This is a genomic window from Kineosporia rhizophila, assembly GCF_021277265.1.
In the GTDB taxonomy this organism is placed as follows: Bacteria; Actinomycetota; Actinomycetes; order Actinomycetales; family Kineosporiaceae; genus Kineosporia; species Kineosporia rhizophila.
Genome location: NZ_JAJSOH010000004.1, coordinates 33,367 through 58,510 on the forward strand (window position 1 = coordinate 33,367; position 25,144 = coordinate 58,510).

The 25,144-nt window shown below is 69.6% G+C and carries 23 protein-coding genes and 1 pseudogene; 9 read left to right on the top strand and 15 right to left on the bottom strand.

The window, feature by feature from the left end; translation table 11 throughout:
• Positions 1-4: 4 nt before the first annotated feature.
• The 7 genes from LWF15_RS08700 (at position 5) to LWF15_RS08730 (ending at position 9,552) form a co-directional block, all read left to right on the top strand.
• Entirely contained in the window at positions 5-1,630 is a 1,626-nt protein-coding gene (locus LWF15_RS08700; protein ID WP_232809898.1) for an ABC transporter substrate-binding protein, read from the top strand.
• Positions 1,627-2,577 carry an ABC transporter permease gene (locus LWF15_RS08705; RefSeq protein ID WP_232809899.1) on the top strand — a complete coding sequence of 317 codons (951 nt, stop codon included), beginning with the start codon at positions 1,627-1,629 and terminating at the stop codon, positions 2,575-2,577. Before LWF15_RS08700 ends, LWF15_RS08705 begins: the two co-directional genes overlap by 4 nt.
• An 11-nt stretch (positions 2,578-2,588) precedes the next feature.
• Positions 2,589-3,470, top strand: a complete 882-nt coding sequence (locus LWF15_RS08710) for an ABC transporter permease (protein ID WP_232809900.1) — start codon at positions 2,589-2,591, stop codon at positions 3,468-3,470.
• The gene (locus LWF15_RS08715) at positions 3,467-5,077 is read left to right on the top strand and encodes a dipeptide ABC transporter ATP-binding protein (protein ID WP_232809901.1); all 1,611 of its coding nucleotides are present in this window, start codon (positions 3,467-3,469) and stop codon (positions 5,075-5,077) included. Before LWF15_RS08710 ends, LWF15_RS08715 begins: the two co-directional genes overlap by 4 nt.
• Entirely contained in the window at positions 5,074-6,069 is a 996-nt protein-coding gene (locus tag LWF15_RS08720; protein WP_232809902.1) for a ketopantoate reductase family protein, read from the top strand. Before LWF15_RS08715 ends, LWF15_RS08720 begins: the two co-directional genes overlap by 4 nt.
• 61 nt (positions 6,070-6,130) lie before the next feature.
• The gene (locus tag LWF15_RS08725) at positions 6,131-7,303 is read left to right on the top strand and encodes a sulfurtransferase (RefSeq protein WP_232809903.1); all 1,173 of its coding nucleotides are present in this window, start codon (positions 6,131-6,133) and stop codon (positions 7,301-7,303) included.
• A gap of 224 nt (positions 7,304-7,527) precedes the next feature.
• Positions 7,528-9,552 carry an acyltransferase family protein gene (locus tag LWF15_RS08730; protein ID WP_232809904.1) on the top strand — a complete coding sequence of 675 codons (2,025 nt, stop codon included), beginning with the start codon at positions 7,528-7,530 and terminating at the stop codon, positions 9,550-9,552.
• 18 nt (positions 9,553-9,570) lie between these two features.
• Here LWF15_RS08730 and LWF15_RS08735 read toward each other — a convergent pair whose 3' ends face one another.
• The 7 genes from LWF15_RS08735 to gmd all read right to left on the bottom strand — a co-directional run bounded on the left by LWF15_RS08735 (position 9,571) and on the right by gmd (position 14,125).
• On the bottom strand, positions 9,571-9,936 hold the full coding sequence (locus LWF15_RS08735) for a response regulator (RefSeq protein WP_232809905.1): 366 nt from the start codon (positions 9,934-9,936) through the stop codon (positions 9,571-9,573).
• A gap of 77 nt (positions 9,937-10,013) precedes the next feature.
• Entirely contained in the window at positions 10,014-10,613 is a 600-nt protein-coding gene (locus LWF15_RS08740) for a TetR family transcriptional regulator (RefSeq protein WP_232809906.1), read from the bottom strand.
• Positions 10,614-10,714: 101 nt separating this feature from the next.
• Complete coding sequence (locus LWF15_RS08745) at positions 10,715-11,176, bottom strand: GNAT family N-acetyltransferase (protein WP_232809907.1); 462 nt, start codon at positions 11,174-11,176, stop codon at positions 10,715-10,717.
• Entirely contained in the window at positions 11,170-11,349 is a 180-nt protein-coding gene (locus LWF15_RS08750; protein WP_232809908.1) for a hypothetical protein, read from the bottom strand. The genes LWF15_RS08745 and LWF15_RS08750 overlap by 7 nt, the downstream gene beginning before the upstream one ends.
• 109 nt (positions 11,350-11,458) lie before the next feature.
• Positions 11,459-11,812 (bottom strand): hypothetical protein, encoded by a 354-nt coding sequence (locus tag LWF15_RS08755; RefSeq protein ID WP_232809909.1) that lies wholly within the window; start codon positions 11,810-11,812, stop codon positions 11,459-11,461.
• A 100-nt stretch (positions 11,813-11,912) separates the two neighbouring features.
• Positions 11,913-13,079, bottom strand: coding sequence for a glycosyltransferase family 9 protein (locus tag LWF15_RS08760; RefSeq protein ID WP_232809910.1), 1,167 nt, complete (start codon positions 13,077-13,079; stop codon positions 11,913-11,915).
• 35 nt (positions 13,080-13,114) lie between these two features.
• Positions 13,115-14,125 (bottom strand): GDP-mannose 4,6-dehydratase, encoded by a 1,011-nt coding sequence (gene gmd / locus LWF15_RS08765; RefSeq protein WP_232809911.1) that lies wholly within the window; start codon positions 14,123-14,125, stop codon positions 13,115-13,117.
• A gap of 244 nt (positions 14,126-14,369) precedes the next feature.
• Between gmd and LWF15_RS08770 the strand changes: the two genes are divergently transcribed.
• Positions 14,370-15,413: a GDP-L-fucose synthase family protein gene (locus LWF15_RS08770; RefSeq protein ID WP_269809850.1), complete on the top strand. Its 1,044-nt coding sequence runs from the start codon at positions 14,370-14,372 to the stop codon at positions 15,411-15,413.
• A 33-nt stretch (positions 15,414-15,446) separates the two neighbouring features.
• On the top strand, positions 15,447-16,172 hold the full coding sequence (locus LWF15_RS08775) for a maleylpyruvate isomerase family mycothiol-dependent enzyme (RefSeq protein WP_232809912.1): 726 nt from the start codon (positions 15,447-15,449) through the stop codon (positions 16,170-16,172).
• On the opposite strand, the gene LWF15_RS08780 is transcribed toward LWF15_RS08775, so the two are convergent.
• The 8 genes and pseudogenes from LWF15_RS08780 to LWF15_RS08820 all read right to left on the bottom strand — a co-directional run bounded on the left by LWF15_RS08780 (position 16,162) and on the right by LWF15_RS08820 (position 24,411).
• On the bottom strand, positions 16,162-16,902 hold the full coding sequence (locus LWF15_RS08780; RefSeq protein ID WP_232809913.1) for an energy-coupling factor ABC transporter ATP-binding protein: 741 nt from the start codon (positions 16,900-16,902) through the stop codon (positions 16,162-16,164). The genes LWF15_RS08775 and LWF15_RS08780 overlap by 11 nt on opposite strands.
• Positions 16,899-17,675 (bottom strand): cobalt ECF transporter T component CbiQ, encoded by a 777-nt coding sequence (gene cbiQ, locus LWF15_RS08785; protein WP_269809851.1) that lies wholly within the window; start codon positions 17,673-17,675, stop codon positions 16,899-16,901. The genes LWF15_RS08780 and cbiQ overlap by 4 nt, the downstream gene beginning before the upstream one ends.
• Positions 17,672-18,647, bottom strand: a pseudogene (locus LWF15_RS08795) (energy-coupling factor ABC transporter permease). The gene cbiQ and the pseudogene LWF15_RS08795 overlap by 4 nt, the downstream one beginning before the upstream one ends.
• A 101-nt stretch (positions 18,648-18,748) precedes the next feature.
• Positions 18,749-19,756: a LacI family DNA-binding transcriptional regulator gene (locus LWF15_RS08800; protein WP_232809917.1), complete on the bottom strand. Its 1,008-nt coding sequence runs from the start codon at positions 19,754-19,756 to the stop codon at positions 18,749-18,751.
• Positions 19,757-19,764: 8 nt separating this feature from the next.
• Positions 19,765-21,153 carry a GH1 family beta-glucosidase gene (locus tag LWF15_RS08805; protein ID WP_232809918.1) on the bottom strand — a complete coding sequence of 463 codons (1,389 nt, stop codon included), beginning with the start codon at positions 21,151-21,153 and terminating at the stop codon, positions 19,765-19,767.
• Positions 21,150-22,082 (bottom strand): carbohydrate ABC transporter permease, encoded by a 933-nt coding sequence (locus LWF15_RS08810; protein WP_232809919.1) that lies wholly within the window; start codon positions 22,080-22,082, stop codon positions 21,150-21,152. The genes LWF15_RS08805 and LWF15_RS08810 overlap by 4 nt, the downstream gene beginning before the upstream one ends.
• A 30-nt stretch (positions 22,083-22,112) precedes the next feature.
• Positions 22,113-23,069 carry a carbohydrate ABC transporter permease gene (locus LWF15_RS08815; protein WP_232809920.1) on the bottom strand — a complete coding sequence of 319 codons (957 nt, stop codon included), beginning with the start codon at positions 23,067-23,069 and terminating at the stop codon, positions 22,113-22,115.
• Complete coding sequence (locus LWF15_RS08820) at positions 23,062-24,411, bottom strand: ABC transporter substrate-binding protein (protein ID WP_232809921.1); 1,350 nt, start codon at positions 24,409-24,411, stop codon at positions 23,062-23,064. The genes LWF15_RS08815 and LWF15_RS08820 overlap by 8 nt, the downstream gene beginning before the upstream one ends.
• Positions 24,412-25,144 lie beyond the last annotated feature (733 nt).

The following is a 25,144-nucleotide window of genomic DNA, read 5'->3' on the forward strand; positions in this document are numbered from 1 at the left end:
GAAGATGCGCTACAAACGTCCACTGTTGGCCCTGACCTCTCTCGCCCTGCTGACCGCCTGCGGCGGGGGAGCAGACGCGGCGAACGACAGCGCCGGTGGCACCCCGGTCAAGGGCGGCACGCTGCGCATCGCCTTCTGGGACGACGCCCAGGGCTGCATCGACCCGAACCAGGTGTACTGGATCGAGAGTCGTTCGCTGAACCGGCAGTTCGCCGACTCGCTGACCGACCAGGACCCGGAGACCGGCAAGATCGTGCCCTGGCTGGCCACCAGCTGGGAGGTCAACGACGACGCCACCAGCTACACCTTCAAGCTGCGCAACGACGTGACCTTCTCCGACGGCACGAAGTTCGACGCCACCGCGGTCAAGACCGCCTACGACGCCACCCACGCCCTGGGCGCCAAGTCGCTGCTCGGCCTGACCTACACGGCCGGGTACAAGTCCACCGAGGTGGTCGACGACTACACCGTCAAGGTCGACTTCGAGAAGCCGAACAGCGCTTTCCTGCAGGCCAGTTCGACCACCACGATGGCGATCCTGAGCCCGAAGACGTACGAGCAGACCCCCGAGGAACGCTGCACCGGCAAGAATCTCGTCGGCAGCGGCGCCTTCACCCTGGACAGTTACACCGCCGCCACCGAGGCCAAACTGAGCCGCCGCGACGGCTACGCCTGGCCCTCCGAGCTGATCGAGAACCAGGGTGACGCCTACCTGGACGCGATCGAGGTCAGCTACATCAAGGAGGACGGGGTCCGGGTCGGCAGCCTGACCAGTGGCTCGATCGACATCGCGTGGCCGCGCCTGCCGATCTCGGAGGCCGACCAGAAGGTGATCGAGGCCACCGGTGCCGGCATCGAGTCGCGCTCCCTGCCCGGCATCAGCAGCAGCCTGTTCCCGAACGTCAGCGCGGGCAAGCCGCTGGCCGACGAGAAGGTGCGGCAGGCCCTGCAGAAGTCGATCGACCGCAAGAGCTACGCCAGCACCGTCTTCTGGGACGGCTACCCGGTGGTGAGCGGTCCGTTCGACGAGACCACGCCTTACGCCACCGACTCCTCCAGCGCCCTGGCCTACGACCCGGAGGGGGCCAAGGCCCTGCTGGACGAGGCCGGCTGGACCGCGGGGGCCGACGGCTACCGGGCCAAGGACGGCAAGCCGCTGACCCTGACCATCCCGGTGCAGACCACCACCCCGGGCGACCAGCTGGTGCAGGACCAGCTCAAGCAGGTCGGGATCAAGGTGGACCTGAAGGTGCTGACCCTGGCCCAGTACCAGGCGGCCGCCGCCGACGGTGGCTACGACCTGCTGGCCACCTACTACACCCGGGCCGACCCGAGCGTGCTCGGCTCGGTGCTGGACTCCGAGGTCAGCCAGGCCGGTACGGCCCAGCTCTCCCAGACCGCCGACGTGGCCCCGCAGATCAGCGGCCTGTTCGCCGAGGGCCTGCAGGACGTGGACGAGGACAAGCGGGCAAGCACCTACGCCGACCTGCAGAAGCTGATCGTCGAGCAGGGCGTGATGTTCCCGCTGTACGAGCGGGTGCAGACGGCCGGGGTGGCCGCCAAGGTGCACGGTTTCGCCTGGACCAGTGAGGCCTTCCTACGGGCCAACGACATCTGGATCAGTCAGTGACGAGGTACGTCGCCGGCCGGGTGCTCCAGGCGGTGGTGGTGCTCTGGGCGGTCTACACGCTCACCTTCGGCATCCTCTACCTGCTGCCCAGCGACCCGGTCGAGCTGCAGCTGGCGGCGGCCAACGTCCAGGTGAACGAGCTGACCCCGGCCGAGCTGGCCGCCGCCAAGCAGCAGTACGGTCTGGACCAGCCGCTGGGCCACCAGTACCTGGACCACCTGGGCGGGCTGCTGCGGGGTGACTTCGGCCGGTCCATCTCACTGCACCGCCCGGTCGGCGAGCTGCTGGCCGAGCGGCTGCCCTCCACCCTGGCCCTGGGCGCCGCCGCGATCACCCTGGCCCTGGTGCTCGGCGGGGGTCTGGCCTACCTGGCCGCCTTCGTCCGGGTCTCCTGGCTGAAGACGCTGCTGAACCGGCTTCCGGCGGTGGGGGTCTCGCTCCCACCGTTCTTCGTCGGCCTGCTGCTGATCCAGGTGTTCGCGTTCGAGCTGGGCTGGTTCCCGGCCACCGGTACCACCGGGGCCGGCAGCCTGGTGCTGCCCGCGGTCACGATGGCCCTGCCCACCGCGGCGCTGCTGGCCCAGGTGCTCACCCGCAGCCTCGACGACCAGCTGGCCGAACCCTACGTGACCACCGCCGCCGCCAGGGGTCTGAGCCGGCAGTACGTGCAGGCCCGGCACGCTCTGCGCAACGCCCTGCTGCCCACGCTGACCCTGCTCGGGTTGCTGCTGGGCGCCACCGTCACCGAGGCCGTGGTCGCCGAGACCGTGTTCTCCCGGCAGGGCGTCGGGCAGATGGCCCAGCAGGCCGTCCTGGCTCAGGACGTACCGCTGGTGCAGGCGATCGTGGTGCTGGCCGCGGCGGTGTTCGTCGTGATCAATCTGCTCATCGATCTGGTGTACCCGCTGTTCGATCCGCGGATCACGCACACACCGCGGATCTCCTAGGAGGACAGGGAATGTCGGTCGATCTCGCACCAGAACTGACGACGCCGGTGGCCGGCGACGCGGTCGGCGAACCGGCGGCGCCGGCTCGCTGGAGAACCCTCACGGCCCGCCCCGGGCTCGTGCTCGCCCTCGTCTACGTGGGTTTCGTCCTGGTCTCGGCCGTGGCGCCGGGCTGGTTCACCGGTCACGACCCGAACGCCACGGCCGGCGCGGACAAGCTGCTGGCCCCCTCGGCCGCGCACTGGTTCGGCACCGACGAGCTCGGCCGCGACCTGTTCAGCCGGGTGCTGCACGGTTCCACGCTGACCATCCAGGCCACCCTCGGGGCGATCGGCATCGCCGTGGTGGCCGGGCTGGCGATCGGCGTGGTCTCCGGCTTCTTCGGCGGCTGGGCCGACTCGGTGCTGATGCGGGTGATCGACGTGCTGCTGGCGATCCCGCGTCTGCTGCTGGCCCTGACCATCGTCACCGCACTGGGTTTCGGCACCCTGCCGATCGCGGTGGCGGTCGGGGTGGGCATCGTTCCCGGCTTCGCCCGGATCACCCGGGCCCGGGTGCTGAGCATCAAGGCCCTGCCCTACATCGAGGCGGCCCGCACCGGCGGGGCGTCCTGGACCCGGGTGCTGGTGCGGCACATCCTGCCCAACAGCTGGGGCCCGGTGCTGGTGCTGGCGGTGCTGGACTTCGGGGTGGCGATCCTGGCCATCTCGGCGCTCAGCTTCCTCGGCTTCGGGGCGGCCCCGCCGTCGGCCGAGTGGGGCACGCTGATCTCGCAGGGCCGCAGCTACCTGATCACCTCACCGTGGCTGACCCTGCTGCCCGGGGCCTTCGTCGGGCTGATGGTGTTCAGCCTGAACCACATCTCCCGCAGCCTCGAGGAGCTCCAGCGATGAGCAACGTTCTCGAGATCGAGAACCTCTCGGTCGACTACCACCCGCACCGGCGCCGGCCTCCGGTGCCCGCGCTGCGGGGCGTCTCGCTGAGCATCGCCCCGGGTGAGACGGTCGCGGTGGTGGGGGAGTCGGGCTCGGGCAAGAGCACCCTGGCCTCGGCCGTGCTCGGCCTGCTGCCCGGAACCGGCCGGGTGAGCGGCGGTTCGATCACCGTGGCCGGGAAACCGGTCACCGGCGCCGGCGAACGAGCCCTGAGAGACCTGCGGGGGCGGGTGGTGGCCCTGGTGCCGCAGGATCCGACCGTCACCCTGAACCCCACCCGGCGGATCGGCCCGCAGGTGGCCGAGGCCGTGCGCCGGCGGCCCGACGTACCGAAACGCAGTGTGGACGCCGAGGTTCTGGCCGCTCTGGCCGCGGCCGGGCTGGACGATCCGGTGCTGCGGGCCCGGCAGTACCCGCACGAGCTCTCCGGTGGCCTGCGCCAGCGCGTGCTGATCGCGGCCGGCCTGGCCGGGGAGCCCGACCTGCTGATCGCCGACGAACCGACCAGCGCCCTCGACGTGACGGTGCAGAAGCGGATCCTGGACCATCTGCAGCGCCTGGTCGCCGAGCGCGGGATCGCGCTGCTGCTGATCACCCACGACCTGGGGGTGGCCGCCGACCGGGCCGACCGGGTGGTGGTGATGCGGTCCGGTGCGGTGGTCGAGAGCGGACCGGCCGCAACGGTTCTGCGGGCGCCCGAGCAGGAGTACACGAAAGACCTGCTGCGCTCGGCTCCGGGGCTCTCACTCACCGAGCGCCGGGCCCCAGCCGAAACCGCTGAACCTGTCTTGCGCCTGGAGAATCTGTCCAAGGACTACACCCTGCCCGGGGGCGGCAGCTTCCGCGCTCTCGACGGGGTGACGCTCGAGGTCCCGAAAGGCCAGACCCTGGGCCTGGTGGGGGAGTCCGGATCGGGCAAGACCACCACCCTGCGGGTGGCGCTGGGCCTGGTCGCGCCGACCGGCGGGCAGGTCTGGTTCGGTGGCCAGGACATCACCGGTCTGGGCTGGCGACAGCTACGCCCGCTGCGCCGGCGGTTCCAGCTCGTACACCAGAACCCGTTCTCCGCCCTGGACCCCCGGTTCACCGTCGGGCAGACGATCGCCGAGCCGCTGGTGTCGTTCCGCATCGGCGACCGGGCCTCCCGCCGGGAGCGGGTGCGGGAACTACTCGACGCGGTGCACCTGCCTCAGAGCTTCGCCGGCCGGCTGCCGTCGGAGCTGTCCGGCGGGCAGCGTCAGCGGGTGGCCATCGCCCGGGCGCTGTCGCTGAAGCCGGAGCTGCTGCTCCTCGACGAGCCGGTCTCGGCCCTGGACGTGCGGGTTCAGGCGCAGATCCTGAGCCTGCTCACCTCGCTGCAGGACGACCTGGGCCTGAGCTACCTGTTCGTCTCGCACGACCTGGCGGTGGTCGCCAGCCTGTCGCACCGGGTGGCGGTGCTACGCCGTGGTCAGCTCGTCGAGGAGGGCCCGGCCGCGCAGGTGTTCGATGCCCCGCAGTCGCCCTACACCCGGGAACTGCTCGACTCCATCCCCGGCCGGCCGATCGGAGCGAACCCGGTATGAGTACTCGCTATGTCGTGATCGGGGCCGGTGCGATCGGTGCCCTGCTGGCCGCCCAGCTCGAACTGGCCGGCAAGTCGGTGGTCCTGGTGGCCCGGGGCGCCAACCTGGAGGCGATCCGGGCCGGCGGCGTACGGGTGCGCCGGCCGCGCAGCACCGAGCAGGTCCGGGTGCCGGTGGTCGGCGGGCCTCAGGAACTGCACCTGACCCACCAGGACGTGCTGGTGCTGGCGACCAAGACCCAGGACGCGGAGCCGGTGCTGGCCGGGTGGGCCTGGCTGCCGGTCTCCGACGAGCACGGCCGGCCCACCCTGCTGGCCGCCGACCTGCCCCTGCTCACCTTCCAGAACGGCCTGGCCACCGAGGACCTGGCGGTGCGCCGGTTCGGGCGGGTCTACGGGGTCTCGATCGGCGTGGCCGCCAGCCATCTGACCCCCGGTGAGGTGGTCTCTCCCTCGTACCCGATCGTCGGGGTGGCCTGGCTGGGCCGCTACCGGGCGGCGGATCCGGGCGACGAGGGTGCGCAGTTCGCCCGCGACCTGCGCGAGGCCGGCTACGACGTGAGCCTGGTCGAGGACGTCCGCGCCTACAAGGCCCGCAAGCTCCTGCTCAACCTGGCCAACGGCCTGGGCGTGCTGCAGGGCAGCGACACCGAGCGGGAGCAGGCCCGGGCGCTGCTGGTGCCCGAGGCCCGCGCGGTGTTCGCGGCGGCGGGCATCGAGGTCGCGCCCGAGGCGACGGCCCACCTGGTGGTCGAGGAGGTGCCCGGGCACGTCGGCGGGAACCTCTCCACCTGGCAGAGCTTCGCCCGGGGCAGCTCCAGCGAGGTCGACCACCTCAACGGAGAGATTGTCCGGCTCGGCCGGTTGCACGGGGTACCGACACCGGCCAACGAACGGTTGCAACGCCTGCTGGGGGCCCAGGCCGCCGCCGGACTGCCCCCGGACACGAACCGTCTGTCCGACCTGCTCTCCGACTTGATCCCCGTTCCCTGACCACGCGCGAACCAGACGAGACACTAGGTCTGCCGGCATCGGCTGACACGAAGGAAGAAGCATGAGCCCGCTCCTTACCGTTGAGGAACTCCTGGCCCTGCGCAGCAGCGGTTCGCCGCGACTGCTCGACGTGCGCTGGAAGCTCGGTGGCCCGCCCGGGCCGGACGAGTTCCGGGCCGGGCACATCCCCGGCGCCGTCTACGTCGACCTCGACGCGCAGCTGGCCTCGCCCGGCAGCTCCGAGGCCGGTCGTCACCCGCTCCCCACGGCCGCGGCCTTCCAGCAGTCGGCCCGGTCGTGGGGCCTGAACAGCTCCGACACCGTTGTCGTCTACGACGACAACGGCCTGCTGGCGGCCGCCCGGCTCTGGTGGCTCCTGCGCTGGGCCGGGTTCGACGGCGAGGTCCGCCTGCTGGACGGCGGTCTGCAGGCCTGGAAGGAGGCCGGCCAGCCGCTGGCCACGGGCGACGAGCCCGCCCCGGCCGAAGGGGACGTCACGTTGGGCGAGGGCAAGCTCCCCACCGTCGAGGTGGACGAGGTGCCCGAGTTCGTCGAGAACGGCGGGCTGCTGCTCGACGCCCGCCCGGCCGGCCGGTTCTCCGGCGAGGTCGCCTCGATCGATCCTCGGCCCGGCCACATTCCGGGCGCGGTCAGCGCTCCGGCGACCGGAAACCTCGGTGACAATGGACGATTCGCCGCCCCCGACGTCCTCAGGCGGAAGTTCGGGGATCTCGGGGTGAGCGACGACCGGGCGGTCGGGGTCTACTGCGGTTCCGGAGTCACCGCCGCGCACGACCTGCTCGCCCTGGCCGTGGCCGGTTTCGATGCCGACCGGGTGCCGCTGTACCCGGGTTCCTACTCGCAGTGGGCAAGTCGGCCCGACACTCCCGTGGCCACCGGCCCGGCCGAGCCGCCGCTCATCGACGCCGCCGAGGCACGCCGAAGGGTGGCCGAGGGAGCGGTGCTGCTGGACACCCGCAGCCCGGGGGGCCGGGAGAAGACCGGCCCGATCGAGGGCGCGATCATCGTCGACCGTGACAACCTTGACGCCGAGTTCGATTTCGGTTCCGCGGAGCGGCACGCCGAGGTCGCGTCGCTGCAGACCCCGATCGTGGTGATCTGCGGATCGGTGAACGGCTCGGGCCCGGTGGCGCAGAACCTGATCGGCCGGGGCTTCGTCAACGTGGCTCACGTGGAGGGTGGCGCGCCGGCCTGGCACGAGCTCGACCGGTGAATGTGCTCTAGTTCACAGCGCAGGTGAAGGGCGGGATCCGCGGATCCCGCCCTTCGTCCTGGCCGGGCTCGAAAGGGCAGGATCGGGAGGAGGAACGGGGTAGCCCTGAGGTCTGGTCGGACCGGGTCTGAGCTCGTTCTTCTGACGGCGAGTTGTCCTGTGAACACCCTGTGATGTGCGTTTCGGGAGGCGATGCATAGGGTCCTTGGGCACGATGGGGCATCATGACGAGTACTGCTGGCTGGTCCACGGACACCGATCCTGGCGTTCGCCCTGCCGTAGCCACTGCGCCTGTTCAGCAGGAGAGGCAGCGGGAGAGTAAGCGCGCCGACATCCAAGGGCTGCGGGCGATCGCGGTCGTCCTCGTCGTCATCTATCACGCAAAGCTTCCCCTGCCCGCGGGTTTCGCCGGGGTGGACGTGTTCTTCGTGATCTCCGGTTTCGTGATCACCGGGCAGATCGAGCGCCTGCGCTCCTCGGGGCGGTTCGGGTTCGGCTCGTTCTACGCCCGCCGCATCCGCCGGTTGCTGCCCGCCATGGTCGTCATGCTGCTGGCCGTCCTGCTGCTCTCGTTCCTGTTCCAGTCGCCGATCGGGGCGCAGTCGACCACGGCCGGCACGGCCCTGGCCGCGGTTCTGCTGGCCGGGAACTTCGACCTGCTGAGCACCTCGGGCGACTACTTCGCCGCCGGGGCGGTGATGAACCCGCTCACCCACGTCTGGTCGCTGAGCGTGGAAGAGCAGTTCTACCTGGTGTTTCCGCTGCTGCTGGCGCTGACCTGGAAGTTCGGCCGAGGTGGGGCGCGCAGCCAGGCGATCGGTCTGGGCCTGCTCACCGCGGCGAGCTTCGCCCTGTCGATGTGGTTGTCGTACGGCGACTTCCGGGTGCACAGCTACCCGGCCTCCGACGTGGCCTTCTACTCCTCACCCACCCGGGCCTGGGAATTCGGCGTCGGTGCCCTGCTCGCGGTCTGGGCCTCGAAGCGGGCCGCCCGCCACTACACGGCGGAGCGCACGGTGCTGCCGGTGGCCCTGGGCGCGGCCGGGCTGGCGCTGCTGGTGTACCTGAACCTCACGGTGAACGACCAGACGGTCTGGCCCGGCGTCGCCGCGATCGTCCCGGTGGTGGCGACCGCCCTGCTGATCCTGGCCGGGACGGTGGGCGAGGGGCCGATCAAGCGGGTGCTCTCGTCGCGGCCGTTCGTGGTCACCGGTGACCTGTCGTACAGCATCTACCTCTGGCACTGGCCGGCGATCGTGATCGCCACCCTGATCTGGCCCCGGCCCTACACCCCGGTGCTGGCCGCCCTGTTCTCGCTGCTGCCCGCCTACCTGAGCTACCGCTTCGTGGAGCAGCCGCTGCGTCACGGTGGGGTGCGCCTGCCCCGGGTCTACCTGGGTGGTGCGGTTGCGGCCGGCATGGTGGTGGTTGCGGCGGTCACGCTGCAGGTGGCCGGGCCGTGGGCGGTGCCCAACGCGGCTGCCTACGCGGGCCAGCGCGGTGAGCTCACCTTCGGCCGGGAGAACGGCTGTCTGGTGCGCAACCGGTCGTTCGAGGCCGCCGACTTCGACCGCTGCATGGACACCGTGCCCAACGCCAAGGGCTGGGTGATGCTGGCCGGCGACTCGCACGCCGAGGCCTACTCCACCGGCCTGATCGAGGCCGACCGCCGGCTCGGCTACAGCACCCTGGCCCTCACCGGGGCCAGCTGCCCGCTGATGCGCGACGCCCAGCCCAGCCGTGAGGTCGCCAACTGCGGTGAACTGGCCTCGGCGCTGCTCGACCGGGCCACCAAGAGCGACGACCCGCCGTCCCTGGTGGTCGTCGGGCAGTGGGCCCTGGCCCGGCACGACGTCGACGGGAAGTGGCCGCAGCAGCTCAAGCCGGCGCTGCAGGAGCTGACCGAGGCGGGCATCCCGGTGCTCTATGTGATGGACGTGCCGAACTACGCCACCCAGGCGATGAATCGGCAGACCGCGTGCAGCGGCGGCTTCCTGAACTTCGTCTGCGACAAGAGCCAGGAAGACGTGCTGGAGTACCAGGGCACCTCCCGCCAGGCCGAGTGGGACGTCGTCACCAGCGTTCCCGGGGTGAGCGTCTACGACCCGTGGGACCGGTTCTGCAACGGCGACGTCTGCAGCCCCCTGGTCGACGGCGAGCTGGCCTACTGGGACTTCAACCACCTGAACCGGATCGGCTCGCAGGCCCTTACCGACGACCTGAAGACGGCCGTGGGCGCGATCCTCTAGGCCCCGCCCAGCGCGCGGCTAGCTGGTCAGGGCCCGCTCCAGCATCCGGGTCAGGCTGGCCACCTCGATCGGCTTCTGCATCAGGTGGGCGTGCAGCTCCTGCGCCGCCTTCCGGTCTTCCTGCAGGTCACGCGCGGTGAGCAGGATGACCGGCAGGTCACGGGACCCGGGCTGGTCGCGCAACTGCCGCAGCAGGTCGATGCCCGAGGCGCCGTGCATGACGATGTCCAGCACCACCGCGTCCGGTACGCCGTAGCGATCGATCGCGGCCAGCGCGGCCGCCGCCGATCCCACACTGATCACCGAGTGGCCCATCCGGGCCAGCCGGATCTCGAGCAACCTGCGGATGTCGCTGTCGTCCTCGACGACCAGAACACTGGACACTTACGTCGCCCCCAATTCCGCGGACGGGATGATCCGTCCTCGATATCGGCGGGGATGCAGGGAACCTTGAGTGTGGATCAGCCGAGGGCGCCGGCCGGGGCGCCCAGATCCAGGATCTGACTCAGGTGGGCCTGCGGGTCGGCCGGGGCGTCGGGGCCCAGCGCATCTTCCATCCACACCCGGAACGCCGCCACCCCCTGCGCGACCATCAGCCGGGTACGCCAGTCGGGGATCAGTACCGGGCCCTCGGGACCTTCCGGCACCGCCCGGTTGACCAGGTCGACGGCCAGCTGGCGTTCCCGGTCGGACAGCCTCACGTAGGGACTGACCCGGACCGCCGACGCCCGGTGGAACCCCCGGAGCTGGTCGCTGTGCTCGATCACGTGCTCGGCCAGGTCGTGCAGGGCCAGGGTGAGCACCGCGATGTCGTCGAGCTCGAGCGGGGCGGTGGCGAAGAACTCCCGGATCCGGACCGCCATCTCGCGGGAGGGCTCGGCCAGCACCTCCTCCTTGGTGGCGAAGTAGCGGAAGAACGTGCGCGGGGCGATCTCGGCGGCCGAGCAGATGTCGGCCACCGTCACGTTCTCGAAGCCGCGCTCGCTGAACAACCGCAGCGCCACCTCGACGGTGATCGCCCTCGAGGCGGCCCGTCGCCGCTCCCGCAGACCCTCGCTCAAGACCAGGCCTCCCACTCGCTCACACCTACCGGCTGCCACCGGAAAGAACGAACGAGCGGTCTCCCGTGTCCCCGACGACGCGGTGCCTCAGACCACACCACTCAGAAGGCGGTGTACTCCAGCCAGACGTAGCGCACCGGCTGAGGCGCGTTCCACTCCGCTTCGCGGGCCTCGTCCACCCGGCCGAAACCGGCGCCGAGGTAACAGGCCTGGGCCGCCGAGTTGTCCGGGTGCACGCGCATCACCAGAGCCCCGAACCCGGCCCGGGGCACGAGGGAGCGCACCAGCCGCCGACCGAAACCCTGACCTCGGCAATCGGGCGCGACGATCAGGTGGGCCAGCTCGGACTCGCCCTCGTCGGCGTCGTCCCAGATCTCCCCGTAGGCAATAGGTTCCGTGCCGTGGTACAGCACGAAACCGTGAGCGTCCGGGTCGTCCGCCCAGGACGAGACCAGCGACGGCGGGACCGGGTACGGGGCGCCCGCCCACCACCTCGCCTCCTGCTCCGAGGTGGCCCAGGAAGCGACGAGTTCAGCCTGCTCCGGACCGACGGTCCTCAGCACTGCGTGGTGATCGTGGTGCAGTGCTCACCGGGTTGCTCCAGATCGGCCGCGCCGGTGCGCGCCCGGTGCGACGTCACCAACATCATCGACCCGACGGCGATGGCGAGCGCCGAGATCAGCGCGATCTTCACCCAGCGGCGTTCGGACACGATCAGACCACCAACAGCACCCACGACAAGTCCCTCCAACTCGCGTAAGCCCCATACCCTACGCATGTCTTTGGTTACCGTAGGAAAACCTCAGGAAAATTGGGTGGTACCGGAGAACCGGACCTGCCTGAGCTCAGGCGCAGGAGGCACACCGGTCACCGGCGCCCCAGTCGTACTGCCGACGGCAGACCGGGCAGAACACCCGGGCGTCCTCCTCGTCCCGTGCGAGCTGCCAGCCGATCAGGATCTGCAGCACGTCCTCGCCGGTCAGGCCCCAGGCGGCGTTCTTCTCGGCGACCCGCTCCTGGGCGTCGGCCAGTGTCGGCCCCCAGACCTCGTCCACCCCGTCCCGGGTCAGCCTCGAGTACCGGATCTGCCCTTCGACGATCACCCGGGGGAAGAACCCGCCCTCGGTCGCCGACGGCGTCATGATGATGCCGTTGGCCCGCTCGATCACCGGGATGACGACGCATCGTCGTGCCCCCATCTGCTGCCACCCCTCCCGCCGTAGCGAACCAAGGGGGCAAGACTCGCCCGAGGGGAGGCGGGTGGGCGACCGCCGATCGGGTGAAGAGCGGTCAGATCGCTCAAGCCGGCAGGCGGACCCGCCGATCGGCCGGGGTTGAGGTCTGACCACCGACCACCGGCCAGGACAGCCCGGTCAGCACCTCGAGTACGGCCTGGCTCACCCCGCTGCCCGGCACCACCTGCGAACCGGCTGACCAGGGGCCGGCCGAAGCGGCGGGCGGATCGCCCACCACCACGCAGGCCGTGGCCACCGACGAGGCCAGGTGCATCTCGTCCCCGGCTCCGCCGAGGAACAGGTCACTGTCGGCCAGAAGCGCCAGGAGGGTTCGAGGGTGAGCCCGGCCGATCGCGCTCACCAACGGAATCGAGGGGTCGAGCGTCCTCAAAAAATCCTCGGGCGAACTGGTTTCGCCGATCAGTGCCAACCGCACCGGAACCCGGGCGTGAACCGCGTTGACGACGGCCGCGCAGGACTGCGGGGGCCAGTCGCGCGCGGTCAGATTCACGGCGATCAGTGGGCCCGGCGACGGGGCCAGGGGGGAGAGCAGGCTGCGCGCCGCGGCCCGGTCGGCCGGACCGATCAGGGCCAGACCAGGAGCGTCGTAGGTGTCGGGGGTGATGGTGATCCCCAGCGCCGAGGCCAGCCGCTCACTGTGCCGCAGCGCATGGGTCTGCGGGTCGCCCGGGCTGACCGGATCGGTGAGCAGGCCCCGCTCGTCCCCGGAAAAACAGTCGGCGGGATCGAAACCGACCACGCGAAGTGCGGCGGTGCAGGCCACATATCGGGTGCCGAACGGCTCGGCGTCGGGCTGGGGAAGGATCGCCAGATCGAAGCGCCCGTGCAACGGACGGCTGTGGTGCAGTAGGCGGCGGCCCAGGCGCCAGCAGCGCACTTGGCCGGAAAGCGATCCGGACCAGGTGCTTTCCAGGTCGGGCCAGGCGATCACCTCGTCGACGAGGGCACCGCCGCGCATCATCTCACCGCGGGAGCCCCGGGTCAGCAACGTGATCCGAGCCAGGGGCCAGGCCGAGCGCAGAGAGGTCAGGAGCGGCAGGGTCATGGCCAGGTCGCCGACCTCGTCGGTCCGGATCACCAGCACCGACCGGGGCGACGCCTCGACCGCACCGGTCTCGACCACCGGCGAGAAGCGCTCGATCAGCCGGCGGAAGTTCCCCGGCGACACCCGGCACCGAGGCCGCCGAACCTTGGTCTGGACAGTCTCCACGGTCGACTCCTCGGCGGCCGGGGCCGCCGCCTTGATCACAGCTGGGCGGGCAGTTCGGTCCGTAGGTCGATGGTCGCGCGGTCGGCGTCCACCATCAGCCGGGCCAGCTCCGGGGTGAGCACCTTCGGCGTCCAGCCCAGGATGTCCCGGGCCTTCGAGGCGTCGCCGATCAGCGAGTCCACCTCGGTCGGGCGCAGGTAGCGCTCGTCGAACCGGACGTACTTCTCCCAGTCCAGGCCGACGTGCTCGAACGAGAACTGCAGGAAGTCCCGCACGGTGTAGGCGGTTCCGGTGGCCACCACGTAGTCGCTGGGCTCCTCGGCCTGCAGCATCAGCCACATCGCCTCGACGTAGTCCTTGGCGTAGCCCCAGTCGCGCACCGCGTCCAGGTTGCCCATGTACAGGTAGTCCTGCTTGCCGGCGACGATGTTGGAGACCGCCATCGAGATCTTGCGGGTCACGAACGTCTCGCCCCGGCGCGGGCTCTCGTGGTTGAACAGGATGCCGTTGGTGGCGAACATCCCGTAGGCCTCGCGGTAGTTGCGGGTCATCCAGTACGCGTACACCTTGGCCGCGCCGTAGGGGCTGCGCGGCCAGAACGGGGTGTTCTCGTTCTGCGGCGGCGGGGTCGCCCCGAACATCTCCGAGCTGCTGGCCTGGTAGTAGCGGCACTCCAGGCCGATCATCCGGATCGCCTCGAGCAGCCGGGTGGAGCCCACCCCGGTGCTCAGCCCGGTGAACTCCGGCTCGTCGAACGAGACCCGCACGTGCGACTGCGCGGCCAGGTTGTAGACCTCGTTGGGCTGCACCTTCTCCAGCAGCGTGACCAGCCGCGAGCCGTCGGTCAGGTCGCCGTAGTGCAGGAACAGCCGGGCCCGCGGGTCGTGCGGGTCGACGTAGAGGTGGTCGATCCGCGAGGTGTTGAACTGCGAGGAGCGGCGCACGATGCCGTGCACCTCGTAGCCCTTCTCCAGCAGCAGTTCGGCCAGGTACGAACCGTCCTGACCGGTGATCCCGGTGATCAGGGCCTTCTTCGAAGTCTGCAAAATGCCGCTCCTCGCCAGGATGGACGGGGGTGCCCACCGCCCGCGTCACTGATGGCGATGAGCTGATTCCGTTGGGTAGCCGATTCTGTCCGTACCGTAGCGTGATGGGACGATCACGGAGAGCGGTTACTGCAGGGTATGGCCAACCTCCGGCGTTTGCCCGATGCGCCGTGTGCTGGTCGTCAGAACTGATGGTCACCGAATGAGCACTCATAGTTCCCTTGCTCGGGTACCGTTCGGGGTCATGACCACCCTTCCGTCCTCCCTCTCCTCGGCGGACCTCTCGGTCGAGCGCACCCCTACGTCGAGCGGGCCCCTGCTGACTCCGGACATGAAGGTCTACGTGGCCGGTCACCGGGGCCTGGCCGGGTCGGCCGTCTGGCGCGCGCTGGCCGCCCGCGGGTTCGGCGACCTCCTCGGGGCCACCTCGGCCGAGGTGGACCTGCGCGACCGGGCCGCGACGACGGAGTTCGTCCTGGACAACCGGCCCGACGTGATGGTGGTGGCCGCCGCCCGGGTGGGCGGGATCCTGGCCAACGACACCTACCCGGCCGAGTTCCTGTCCGACAACCTGCGGATCCAGGTCAATCTGATGGACGCCGCCCACCAGGCCGGGGTGCAGCGCCTGCTCTTCCTCGGCTCCTCCTGCATCTACCCGAAGTTCGCCGAGCAGCCGATCAAGGAGTCCGCGCTGCTCACCGGCGCGCTGGAGCCCACCAACGACGCCTACGCGATCGCCAAGATCGCCGGGATCATGCAGGTCCAGGCGATCCGCAAGCAGTACGGCCTGCCCTACGTCAGCGCCATGCCGACCAACCTGTACGGGCCCGGCGACAACTTCGACGCCACCAACTCGCACGTCCTGCCGGCCCTGATCCGCCGTTTCCACGAGGCGAAGCAGACCGGGGCCGAGGAGGTCAGGATCTGGGGCTCGGGCACTCCGCGGCGCGAGTTCCTGCACGTCGACGACCTGGCCTCGGCGCTGGTCTTCCTTCTGGAGCACTACGACTCGCCGGAGACGATCAACGTCGGCACCGGCGTGGACGTCACCATCCGGGAACTCGCCGAGACGATTGCGGACGTCGTCGGCTGGGGGGGGCGGTTGTCCTTCGACACCTCCAAGCCGGACGGCACACCGCGCAAGCTGCTGGACGTGTCCCGCCTGCGAGGGCTCGGCTGGGCCCCCACGGTGTCGCTGCGCGAAGGGGTGGAGAGCACCTACCGCTGGTTCACCGACAACCTGGACAACATCCGGATCGAAGACGGTCTGGTCGGCCTGGGTAGGTGAAAACGGCTTGACCCCTGGGGAACCATCGATCTCATGGAGACTTCAGAACTCAGGCGTCACCTCGGGATCGAGTACTCGCGTCTTCGGTCGGTGCTGCCGGCCGACTCGTCGCTGACCGGGATCCGGGTGCCGTCGTGCCCGGACTGGTCGCTGGACGACCTGGTGCAGCACGTCGGCGAGGTCTACTGGCACAAGGTGGACTGCATCCGGCTCAACGCCCGGCCCACCGAGGAGCCGGACCTGACCGGGCTGAGCAGCCTGCAGGTGCTGGAGCAGGGCTGGGCCCGGCTGAACGAGACCTTCGACGAGTACCCGCCCGACGCCCCGGCCTGGACCTGGTTCGAGCCGGACCAGAGCGTGGCCTTCTGGATCCGGCGGATGGCCCACGAGACGGCGGTGCACCGGTTCGACGCCGAACTGGCCGTGGGCACCCCCACCGAGATCGAGGCCGGCCTGGCCGAGGACGGCATCGACGAGGTGCTGGTGGCCATGCTGGTCAGCGACATCGAACCGGGCGACTACCCGGCCGGACGGCCGGACCTCGAGGTGCGCACCCCGTCCCGTTCGTGGTTCGTGCACTTCGAGCCGGGTGGGCTCGAGGTCTCGGCCGACGGGCGGGCGGGCACCACGATCCGCGGCGGGGCCTCGGACCTGGAACTGTGGCTGTACAACCGGATCGCTGGTGAGAAGCTCAGCTACACCGGCGATCTGACCGGGATGGGTCTTCTGCGGGACCTGATGCTCAAGGCTACGCAGTAGCCGGTACGGCGAAACCGTAGGGCAGTTCCAGCCGGTAGCGGGCCAGCAGTTCCGGGTCGCCCAGCAGTTCGGCGGTCGGGGCGTCGGCCTGGATCCGCCGGTCGGCCAGGATCACCGACCGCGGGCACAGCTGCAGGGCGTACGGCAGGTCGTGGGTGATCATCAGCACCGTGACGTCGAGCCCGAGCAGGATCTCGGCCAGTTCCCGGCGGGCGGCCGGGTCGAGGTTGCTCGAGGGCTCGTCCAGCACCAGCACGTCGGCGTCCATGGCCAGCACGGTGGCCACGGCGGCCCGGCGGCGCTGCCCGAACGAGAGGTGGTGCGGCGGCCGGTCGGCCAGATCGGTCAGGCCCACCTTCTCCAGCGCCGACTCCACCCGGGCGGCTGTCTCGGCCGCGCTCAGGCCGAGATTACGCGGCCCGAAAGCGATGTCCTCGCGCACCGTGGGCATGAACAGCTGGTCGTCCGGGTCCTGGAAGACCAGACCCACCCGCCGCCGGATCTGCTGCAGGTTCTCCTTGACCACCGGCACCCCGTCGATCCGCACCGAGCCGTCGGTGGGCCGGAGGATGCCGTTCAGGTGCAGAGCCAGGGTGGTCTTGCCGGCGCCGTTCGGGCCGAGCACGGCCAGTCGCTCGCCGCGCTGAACGGTCAGATCCACCCCGTCCAGGGCGGCGTGACCGTCCGGATAGCTGAACCGCAGCCCTTCGACCGCCACTGCCGGGTTCATCGCGCTCCTCCTGTCAGCACCGCGACGGCGGTGACCACGGTGAAGAGCAACGGCAGGCTCAGACCGGTTGCCCAGACCACGGAAGATGCGCCCGGGCCGTCCGTTCCCGGCATCCTTCCGTCGTACCCACGCGAGAGCATGGCCAGGTGCACCCGCTCGCCCCGTTCGAAGCACCGCACGAACAACGCCCCCGCACTACGTCCCAGAACCGGCCACTGGCGGATGTCCCGGGCCACGAAACCCCTTGACTCCCGGGCGATCCGCATCCGCCGCAGCTCGTCCGCCACCACATCGGCGTAGCGGATCATGAAGCTCATGATCTGCACGATCAGCGTGGGCATGCGCAGACGTTCCAGACCGGTCAGGATCTCCCGCAGACCGGTGGTGGCGGCCAGCAGCACCGAGACGGCCAGGCCCAGCGTGGCCGTGGCCACGAGTTCCCAGGCGCTCCAGAGCCCTTCGACGCTCATCGGTACTCCGAGCACCTCAGTACGTTCGCCCGCTGCGACGAAGGGCAGGAGCAGGGCGAAGACCACGAACGGGAGCTCGATCAGCAGGCGCCGGGCGATCAGGCCGGGTGGGATCCGGGCGACGGCCGCCAGCAGCGCGATCACCCCGGCGAAGACGCCGAAGGCCCAGAACTGCGAACCGGGCGCGGCAACGATCGCCAGCACCGAGAACAGGGCGGCGACGAGCTTCACGTGGGCTGGCAGGCTATGCAGCACCGAGGCGCCCGGAACCAGCAGGCCCTGGTGCGCGTGACCGCCACTCATTCGCCGGAGCTCTTGCTCCGGCGCACCACGAAGACCAGGGCGGAGGCAGCCAGGAACGTCACCCCGACGCCGATCACCCCGGCCAGCCCGCCGGAGAGCCGGGCATCGTCCACACCGCTCACCCCGTAGTCGGCCAGGGGTGAACCGCTCAGGTCGTGCTCCTTGGCCTGGGCCGAGATGCCGTTGTCCTCGCTGACTTTCTCCAGGCCGTCGGGTGAGCTGCTGGCGTAGTAACTGACCATGCCGGCGAAGAGCAGGCTGACCAGGAGCAGACCGACCAGCAGGTTTCGGGTACGCATCAGATCAGGCCTTCCAGCTGGCGGAGACCGGGCCCCAGGCGGCGGGCCTGCCGAGATGGACCAGATCGGGTCGGGTACTGGCGATCGCCCCGACCGTCAGCGCGGTGATCAGGCCCTCACCGATCCCGATCAGGGCGTGCACACCGACCATCGCCCCGGTGACCCGGGCGAGGTCGACGTCGGTGGTGCCGCCCAGGGCGTAGAACAGGACGAAGACCAGGCTCGCCCCCACCACCGAGACCCCGGCGGCCAGACCGGCCGCGAGGGCCGTGCCCAGCCGGGCCTTGAGCAGCAGCCGGGCCAGCGGGTAGCCGATCAGCACGGTGGCCAGCGCCATGGTGGAGATGTTGACCCCGAGCGCGGTCAGGCCTCCGTCGGCGAAAAGCACCGCCTGGACCAGCAGGACCACGGAGACACATAAGGCTCCGGTGAAGGGCCCGACGAGCACCGCGGCCAGGGTGCCGCCGAGCAGGTGACCGCTGGTTCCGCCGGCCACCGGGAAGTTCAGCATCTGCACGGCGAACACGTAGACCGCGACCAGGCCGGCCAGCGGCGCCGTGCGGTCGTCGAGCTCACGGCGGGCGCCCCGCAGGCAGAGCGCGACCCCGCCGACCGCGACCACCCCGGCCGCGATCGAGACGGGGACGTCGATGAATCCGTCCGGTGCATGCATGGCGGTGATCCTGACCCTTCAGGGACGGATGGTGTCTGGCCAGCACAGATTGGCTCAGTTGCACATGCTTTGCAATAACTCCGGCCGAACCAGTTTCGGTACTAGCCGGAGTGCCGGACCACCAGATGCGTCGGCAGCACCACGTCGGACACCGGCTCGCCCGGGTTCTCGATCATCCGGGACAGCGTCTGCACCATCCGGGCCCCCATGTCCTCCACCGGCTGGTGCACGGTGGTCAGGCTCGGACTGGTGTAGAGGCTGGTGGGGGAGTCGTCGAAGCCGACCACGGCCACGTCCTCGGGCACCCTCCGCCCGGCCGCCGCGAGTTCGGCCAGGGCCCCGATCGCCATCTGGTCGGAGGCGCAGAAGATGGCATCCAGACCGGGAGCCCGCTCGAGAAGCCTGCGTGCCCCCACTCGTCCACTGTTCTCACTGAAGTCGCCGTGCTCGATGAGCTCGGGAAGGCCGTGCCGGGCCAGCGCCGAGGTGTACCCCTCGAGCCGCAACTGCCCGGCGGTCATGTCCAGGGGACCGGTGATCGTGGCGACGCACCGACGGCCTCCGGCGATCAGGTGCTCCACCGCGGCCGCCGCACCACCTGCGTTGTCCATGTCCACGAAGGGCAGCGTGACGTTCCGGTTCGGCCGGCCGCCGAGCACCGCGGGCACCCCGCGGGCGGCGAGCTGGTCGGGCAGCGGGTCGTCGCCGTGGATCGAGAGCAGCAGCACGCCGTCGACGTGCTGCCGGCTCAGGTAGTCGTTCAGCCGGCCCCGGTCGGATTCGTGGGCGATGGCCAGCAGCAGCTGCCGTGACGTACCGGCCAGCGCATTGCTCACCCCCCGCACCACCTGGGCGAAGAACGGCTCCCCGAACAGCCGGTCCTCCGACTCCGAGACCACCAGGGCCACCACGTCGGTGAGCTGGGTGACCAGTGACCGGGCGGCCCGGTTGGGCACGTAGCCCAGATCGTCGACCGCGCGCAGCACGGCGTTCCGGGCCGTCTCGCTGACCTGCAGCGAGCCGTTGATCACCCGGGACGCCGTGCCCCGCCCGACCCCGGCCCGCTCCGCCACTTCTTCCAGCGTCGGGGGCCGGTTGCGCCTGTTCATTCAGCCGATTATGACTGCTCGTCGAGCGAGCGGGTGGCTATGACTTTCGAGTACCAGAGCGCCGAGTCCTTCGGCGTGCGCACCTGGGTCCCGTAGTTCACGTGCACCGCGCCGAACCGCTTGGCGTAGCCCTCGGCCCACTCGTAGTTGTCGAAGACCGACCAGAGGAAGTAGCCCTGCAGCGGCACCCCGTCGTCGATCGCCCGCTCGCAGGCGGCCAGGTGGTCACGCACGTAGGCGATCCGCCGCTCGTCGTGCACCCCGCCGTCCTCGGCGACCTCGTCGTCGAACGCCGCACCGTTCTCGGTGATCACCAGCGGCACCGCGGGGTACTCCCGCTTCAGCCGGGTGAGCACGTCGTGCAGACCGTCCGGGTCGATCTCCCAGCCGATGTCGGTCAGCGGCTTGCCGTGCCGGACCTCGCGGCAGTGCGCCGCGCCCGGGTAGGGCGAGTCGAGCTGACCGGTGCGCTCGCCGACCAGGTCGGGGTGCTCCGGGTCACCGGTGATCAGGTACTTGGTGTAGTAGTTCACCCCGAGCAGGTCGATCGGCGCGCTGATCAGTTCCAGGTCGCCGTCGCGGACCTCGCCCATCCCGCCGAACTCGGCCAGGTCGTGCAGCATGTCCTGCGGGTAGCGGCCCTTCAGCACCGGGTCGAGGAACAGCCGGTTCTGGAAGCCGTCCACCCGGCGGGCGGCGTCGGTGTCCAGGGCCGAGTCCGAGGCGGCCTCGACCGAGTACAGGTTGAGCGTGATCCCGGCCTGCTCCACGTTCTGGTCCCGCAGCGCCTGCAGCGCCAGGCCGTGGCCCAGCAGCAGGTGGTGCACCGAGCTCAGGGCGGCCCGCGGGTCGCGGATGCCGGGGGCGTGCCGGCCCGCGGCGTAGCCGACGAAGGCCGACACGAACGGCTCGTTCAGGGTGATCCAGTGCTTCACCCGGTCACCCAGGTGCTCGTGGACGATCGCGGAGAACTCGGCGAACCGGTACGCGGTGTCACGGTTCGGCCAGCCGCCCGCGTCCTGCAGCGCCTGCGGCAGGTCCCAGTGGTACAGCGTGATCCACGGGTCGATGCCGGCGTTCAGCAGCTCGTCGGTCAGCCGGGAGTAGAAGTCCAGGCCGGCCTCCAGGGCCGGGCCCCGCCCGTCCGGCTGGATCCGCGGCCACGACACCGAGTAGCGGTAGGCCTGCAGGCCCAGGTCCGACATGATCGCCACGTCGTCCTTGTACCGGTGGTAGTGGTCGATCGCGACGTCGCCGGTGTCTCCGTTGACCACTCTCCCCGGGGTGTGCGAGAAGACGTCCCAGATCGACTTGCCGCGCCCGTCCTCGTCGGCGGCCCCCTCGATCTGGTACGCGGCCGTGGCCCCGCCGAAGACGAAATCGTCCGAGAAACTCATGCTTTCACTGCTCCATCCATGATTCCGCTGATCAGCTGCCGTCCGAAGAGGATGACAACGGCGAGCAGCGGGAGCGTGGCCATCAGGGTGCCCGCCATGACCAGGGACTGGTCGGTGTAGTAGCCGGTGGACAACCTGGAGAGTGCGACCTGTACGGTCGGATTCTCCGGGCTGAGCGCCACGTATGGCCAGAGGAAATCGTTCCAGTAAGTCATGAATGTGAACAGACCCAGGATCGCGGCGGCCGGGCGCAGTGCGGGAAGCACCACCGACCAGAAGATCCGCAGGGTCGAGGCGCCGTCCACCCGGGCCGCCTCGATCAGCTCGTCCGGCACCGACTGGCTGGCGTACTGGCGCATCATGAAGACGCCGAAACCGCTGGCCAGGTAGGGCAGGATGACCGTGGCCAGGGTGCCCTGGATGCCGAGCCAGTCCATCATCATGTACAGCGGCACGGTGCCGAGCTGGATCGGCACCATCATGGTCAGCACCACCAGGGCCAGCAGCACCCCGTTGCCGCGGAAGCGCAGCTTGGCGAAGGCGAACCCGGCCAGCGCCGAGAGGATCACCACCACGACGGTGATCGTGCCGGCCACGATGAACGAGTTCATCAGGGCCTTGGCGAACATCACGTCGGCGTTGTCGAACAGTGCCGTGAAGTTGGCGCCGAGGCGGTCTCCCGGGGTGAGCACCGGCGGGACCTGGACGATCTCGTCGTTGCGCCGGGAGGCCATGACCAGCATCCAGTACAGCGGGAACACCGACAGGATGAAGGTGATCACGAGCACGATGTAGTTCAGCGGGCTGGCGTTGAACAGCTGGTTGTTGCTCTCGGCCACCCGGCGGCTCAGCCGCTTGCGGCCGGCCGGGGGCGGGGTGGTGCCGGTGCCCTGGGGCTCGGCGTGGATCGGGGGTGTCACCGCGGTCATCGCGACCGCCTCCTAACCTGGTTCAGCATCTCAGTCCGACCCGCCGATCCGGCGGACCAGCCAGATGTTGATGAGCGAGATGATCAGCACCAGAAGGAAGATCATCCAGGCGACGGCCCCCGCGTAACCGAACTCGAAGCGGGTGAAGCCGTTCTCGATCAGGTACATGGTCAGCGTCTGGAACTGCCGCAGCGAACCACCCTGGATGGCGCCGGCCCCCGGTGCGAACAGCAGCGGCTCGGCGAACAGCTGCACACCACCGATGATCGAGATGATCGTGGTGAACAGGATCGTCGGGCGCAGCAGCGGCAGCGTGACCGACCAGAACTGCCGGGTGCGGCTGGCGCCGTCGATCGCCGCGGCCTCGTACAGGTCGTTGGGGATCGCCTGCATCGCGGCCAGGAAGATCAGCGCGTTGTAACCGGTCCAGCGCCAGTCGACCATCACCGAGATGGCCAGCCAGGACGACCAGGTGTGGGCGGTCCAGTCGACCGCGTTCACACCGAACCAGCTGAGCATCCAGTTGGCGAGGCCGAAACCCTTGGCGAAGATCATCGTGAAGATCAGCGTGACCGCGGCCACCGAGGTGACGTTGGGGATGATCACGCCGACCCGGAACAGGGTGCGGGCGCGGATCTTCCGGTTCAGCGTGACCGCGAGCCAGAGGCCGAGCACGTACTGCGGGACGGTGGAGACCACGAAGATGCCGAGCGTGTTCTTCGCGGCGTTCCAGAACTGCTTGTCGGTCAGCAGCTTCTCGTAGTTGTCGAGACCGGTGAAGCTGTGCTCTCCGAGCAGGGGCCAGGCGTGCAGCGACACCCAGAAGGTGTAGAGCAGAGGGAAGGCCCCGAAGATCGCGAAGAGGATGAAGAACGGCGAGACGAAGGCGTAGGGGGACCCCTTGTGGTCCCACCGGCTCACGCGCATCCGCCAGGTGGGGCGGACCTTCGCGGGAGCCGGTGGAACCGGGGTGAGCGTGTTAGACACCCGCCGCGGCCTTGGCGTGCTCGATGGCAGCGGTCCAGCCTTCGGCAGCGCTCTGCTGACCCTGCTCGATGGCCCGCAGGTCGTTCTCGATCACGTCACGCACGGCCTGGTTCTTGGCGCCCAGGTAGACCGGCTTGAGGCTGGCCGCACCCTTGACGAAGATCTCCCCGACCGGGGCGTCGCTGAAGTACTCGTTCTTGAACGCGGCCAGCGCCGGGTCCTTGTGCGCCTCGGGCGAGGACGGCAGAACACCCTCGGCCTTGAACGCCTCGATCTGGCTGTCCGCGGTGGTCAGGAACTTGGCCAGGGCGACGGCCTCCTCCTGGTGCTTGCTCTGCGTGGGAACGGCCAGGAACGAGCCGCCCCAGCTGCCGCTGCCACCGGGCACCGAGGCGATGTCCCACTTGCCCTCACCGGCGTCGCCGGCCTGGCCGGAGATGTAGCCGGTCATCCAGGACGGGCAGGCGATGGTGGCGAAGCCGCTGTTCTTGAAGCCCGCGTCCCACTCACCGGTGAACGACTTCAGGTTGGCCGAGAGGCCCGCGTCCAGCAGCTTGTTCGTGGTGTCCCAGGCGGCCTTGATGGACGGGTTGCTCTCCATCGCGAAGTTGTTCTCGCGGTCGAAGTACGTGTAGCCGGGGTTGGCGCCCGCGGTCTGCATCAGGATCGAGTTGTAGGTGTTCGTGGCCGAGTCGACGAACTTGGCGTCCTTGGCGGCGCCCTTCTTGCCGGCCTCGAAGTCCTTACCGACCTCGATGTAGTCCTCCCAGGTGGGCCAGAGCGCGGAGACCTCTTCGCGGTCGGTCGGCAGACCGGCCTCCTTGAACAGGTCGGTGCGGTAGCACATGGCCAGACCGCCCACGTCGGTGCCCAGACCGATGGTCTGCTTGCCGTCGGCGGTGGTGCCCTGGGCGTACTTCCAGTCCAGCCAGTTGCTCTTGATCTCCTCGGAGCCGTGCTCCTGGAAGTTCACGAACTTGTCCGGGGCCTGGAGGAACTGGACGATCGCGCCCTCCTCGATGGCGACCACGTCGCCGGCACCGCTGCCGGCCGCGATCCGCTGGGTCAGGGCGTTGGTGTACTTGCCCAGGTCACCCTCGTTGGACTCGACGATCTTGATGTTCGGGTTGTCGGCCTGGTACTTCTTGAAGAGCTCTTCGTAGCCGAACCGGCCGAAGGTCGAGACCTTCAGCGTGACCTGGCCGTCCGAGCCGGCGTCGCCGCCCTCGTCGTCACTGCCGCACGCGGCCATGGTCAGAGCGATACCCGCGACCGCGACCACTGCCAGCATCCGCCGGCCGGTGCGGGGCGCCCGTGGCGCCCGGGACATGGAGGGGCTCATGGCTTTCTCCTTTCGGGGCCTCTTCGACCCGAGGAACGTCTGTGGGAGCGCTCCCAAAGGTGCGCCCTCGGTCTGGGTGGCGTCAAGGGGTCTGTGGGAACGCTCCCATGACGTTACTTAGTTGTAATGATTTGGGACGCCGGTGAGGACGACCGCTGTCCGGCGCGGCTATCGCTGTCTCAAAGACGTTTTTACTGAACAGTTTTCGGCCAACGTCGGCCGGTTTTGGAACCTAAGGGCTTGATCGCGGCGTCGGACGCTGAGGTATCGGCGGCCCCGCTGTCTTCATGCTCCGTTCGGGCGCCGTTTGTGTCCGTTTGCCTGCGCGTTGATCTTGATTGGCCAGGACTCTGTTCTGCGTCGACAGTCCGTCTTGTTTCGATGTGCGTCGCGCCGAGCCTCACCTTGGACGGAGCCGGTGAGCGGCGTGGCCACCCTCGTTGATCTGCCCTCCCATCCCGGAAAAGGGCCCTCCACCTGCAGTTCCGCATTCTGTCGGTGGTCGCGTCTAGTCTGTTCATGTCGCGGTGGGGGCCGCACGGAAGTGCTTGCTACAAGGGGGTTTTGAGGTGAGCGCACTTGCTGACGGAAAGTTCGAGCAACGTGTCCCCGGCCTGGCGCTGGGGGTAAGCGAATGGCTGCTGGAGGAACTGGAAGCCCTCGCCATGCCGCAGAGTCCGCCTGAGCCAGGGAATCTGGGTGCGGCGGGCGGATCGAGCGAGTCGTCTCCGTC

Bases quoted from the DNA above. Each gene is read 5' to 3' on its own strand.
- LWF15_RS08700 (WP_232809898.1), top strand. From the start codon at position 5: ATGCGCTACAAACGTCCACTGTTGGCCCTGACCTCTCTCGCCCTGCTG.
- LWF15_RS08710 (WP_232809900.1), top strand. From the start codon at position 2,589: ATGTCGGTCGATCTCGCACCAGAACTGACGACGCCGGTGGCCGGCGAC.
- LWF15_RS08715 (WP_232809901.1), top strand. From the start codon at position 3,467: ATGAGCAACGTTCTCGAGATCGAGAACCTCTCGGTCGACTACCACCCG.
- LWF15_RS08720 (WP_232809902.1), top strand. From the start codon at position 5,074: ATGAGTACTCGCTATGTCGTGATCGGGGCCGGTGCGATCGGTGCCCTG.
- LWF15_RS08725 (WP_232809903.1), top strand. From the start codon at position 6,131: ATGAGCCCGCTCCTTACCGTTGAGGAACTCCTGGCCCTGCGCAGCAGC.
- LWF15_RS08730 (WP_232809904.1), top strand. From the start codon at position 7,528: ATGACGAGTACTGCTGGCTGGTCCACGGACACCGATCCTGGCGTTCGC.
- LWF15_RS08755 (WP_232809909.1), bottom strand. From the start codon at position 11,812: ATGGGGGCACGACGATGCGTCGTCATCCCGGTGATCGAGCGGGCCAAC.
- LWF15_RS08770 (WP_269809850.1), top strand. From the start codon at position 14,370: ATGACCACCCTTCCGTCCTCCCTCTCCTCGGCGGACCTCTCGGTCGAG.
- LWF15_RS08775 (WP_232809912.1), top strand. From the start codon at position 15,447: ATGGAGACTTCAGAACTCAGGCGTCACCTCGGGATCGAGTACTCGCGT.
- LWF15_RS08780 (WP_232809913.1), bottom strand. From the start codon at position 16,902: ATGAACCCGGCAGTGGCGGTCGAAGGGCTGCGGTTCAGCTATCCGGAC.
- cbiQ (WP_269809851.1), bottom strand. From the start codon at position 17,675: ATGAGTGGCGGTCACGCGCACCAGGGCCTGCTGGTTCCGGGCGCCTCG.
- LWF15_RS08800 (WP_232809917.1), bottom strand. From the start codon at position 19,756: ATGAACAGGCGCAACCGGCCCCCGACGCTGGAAGAAGTGGCGGAGCGG.
- LWF15_RS08805 (WP_232809918.1), bottom strand. From the start codon at position 21,153: ATGAGTTTCTCGGACGATTTCGTCTTCGGCGGGGCCACGGCCGCGTAC.
- LWF15_RS08810 (WP_232809919.1), bottom strand. From the start codon at position 22,082: ATGACCGCGGTGACACCCCCGATCCACGCCGAGCCCCAGGGCACCGGC.
- LWF15_RS08820 (WP_232809921.1), bottom strand. From the start codon at position 24,411: ATGAGCCCCTCCATGTCCCGGGCGCCACGGGCGCCCCGCACCGGCCGG.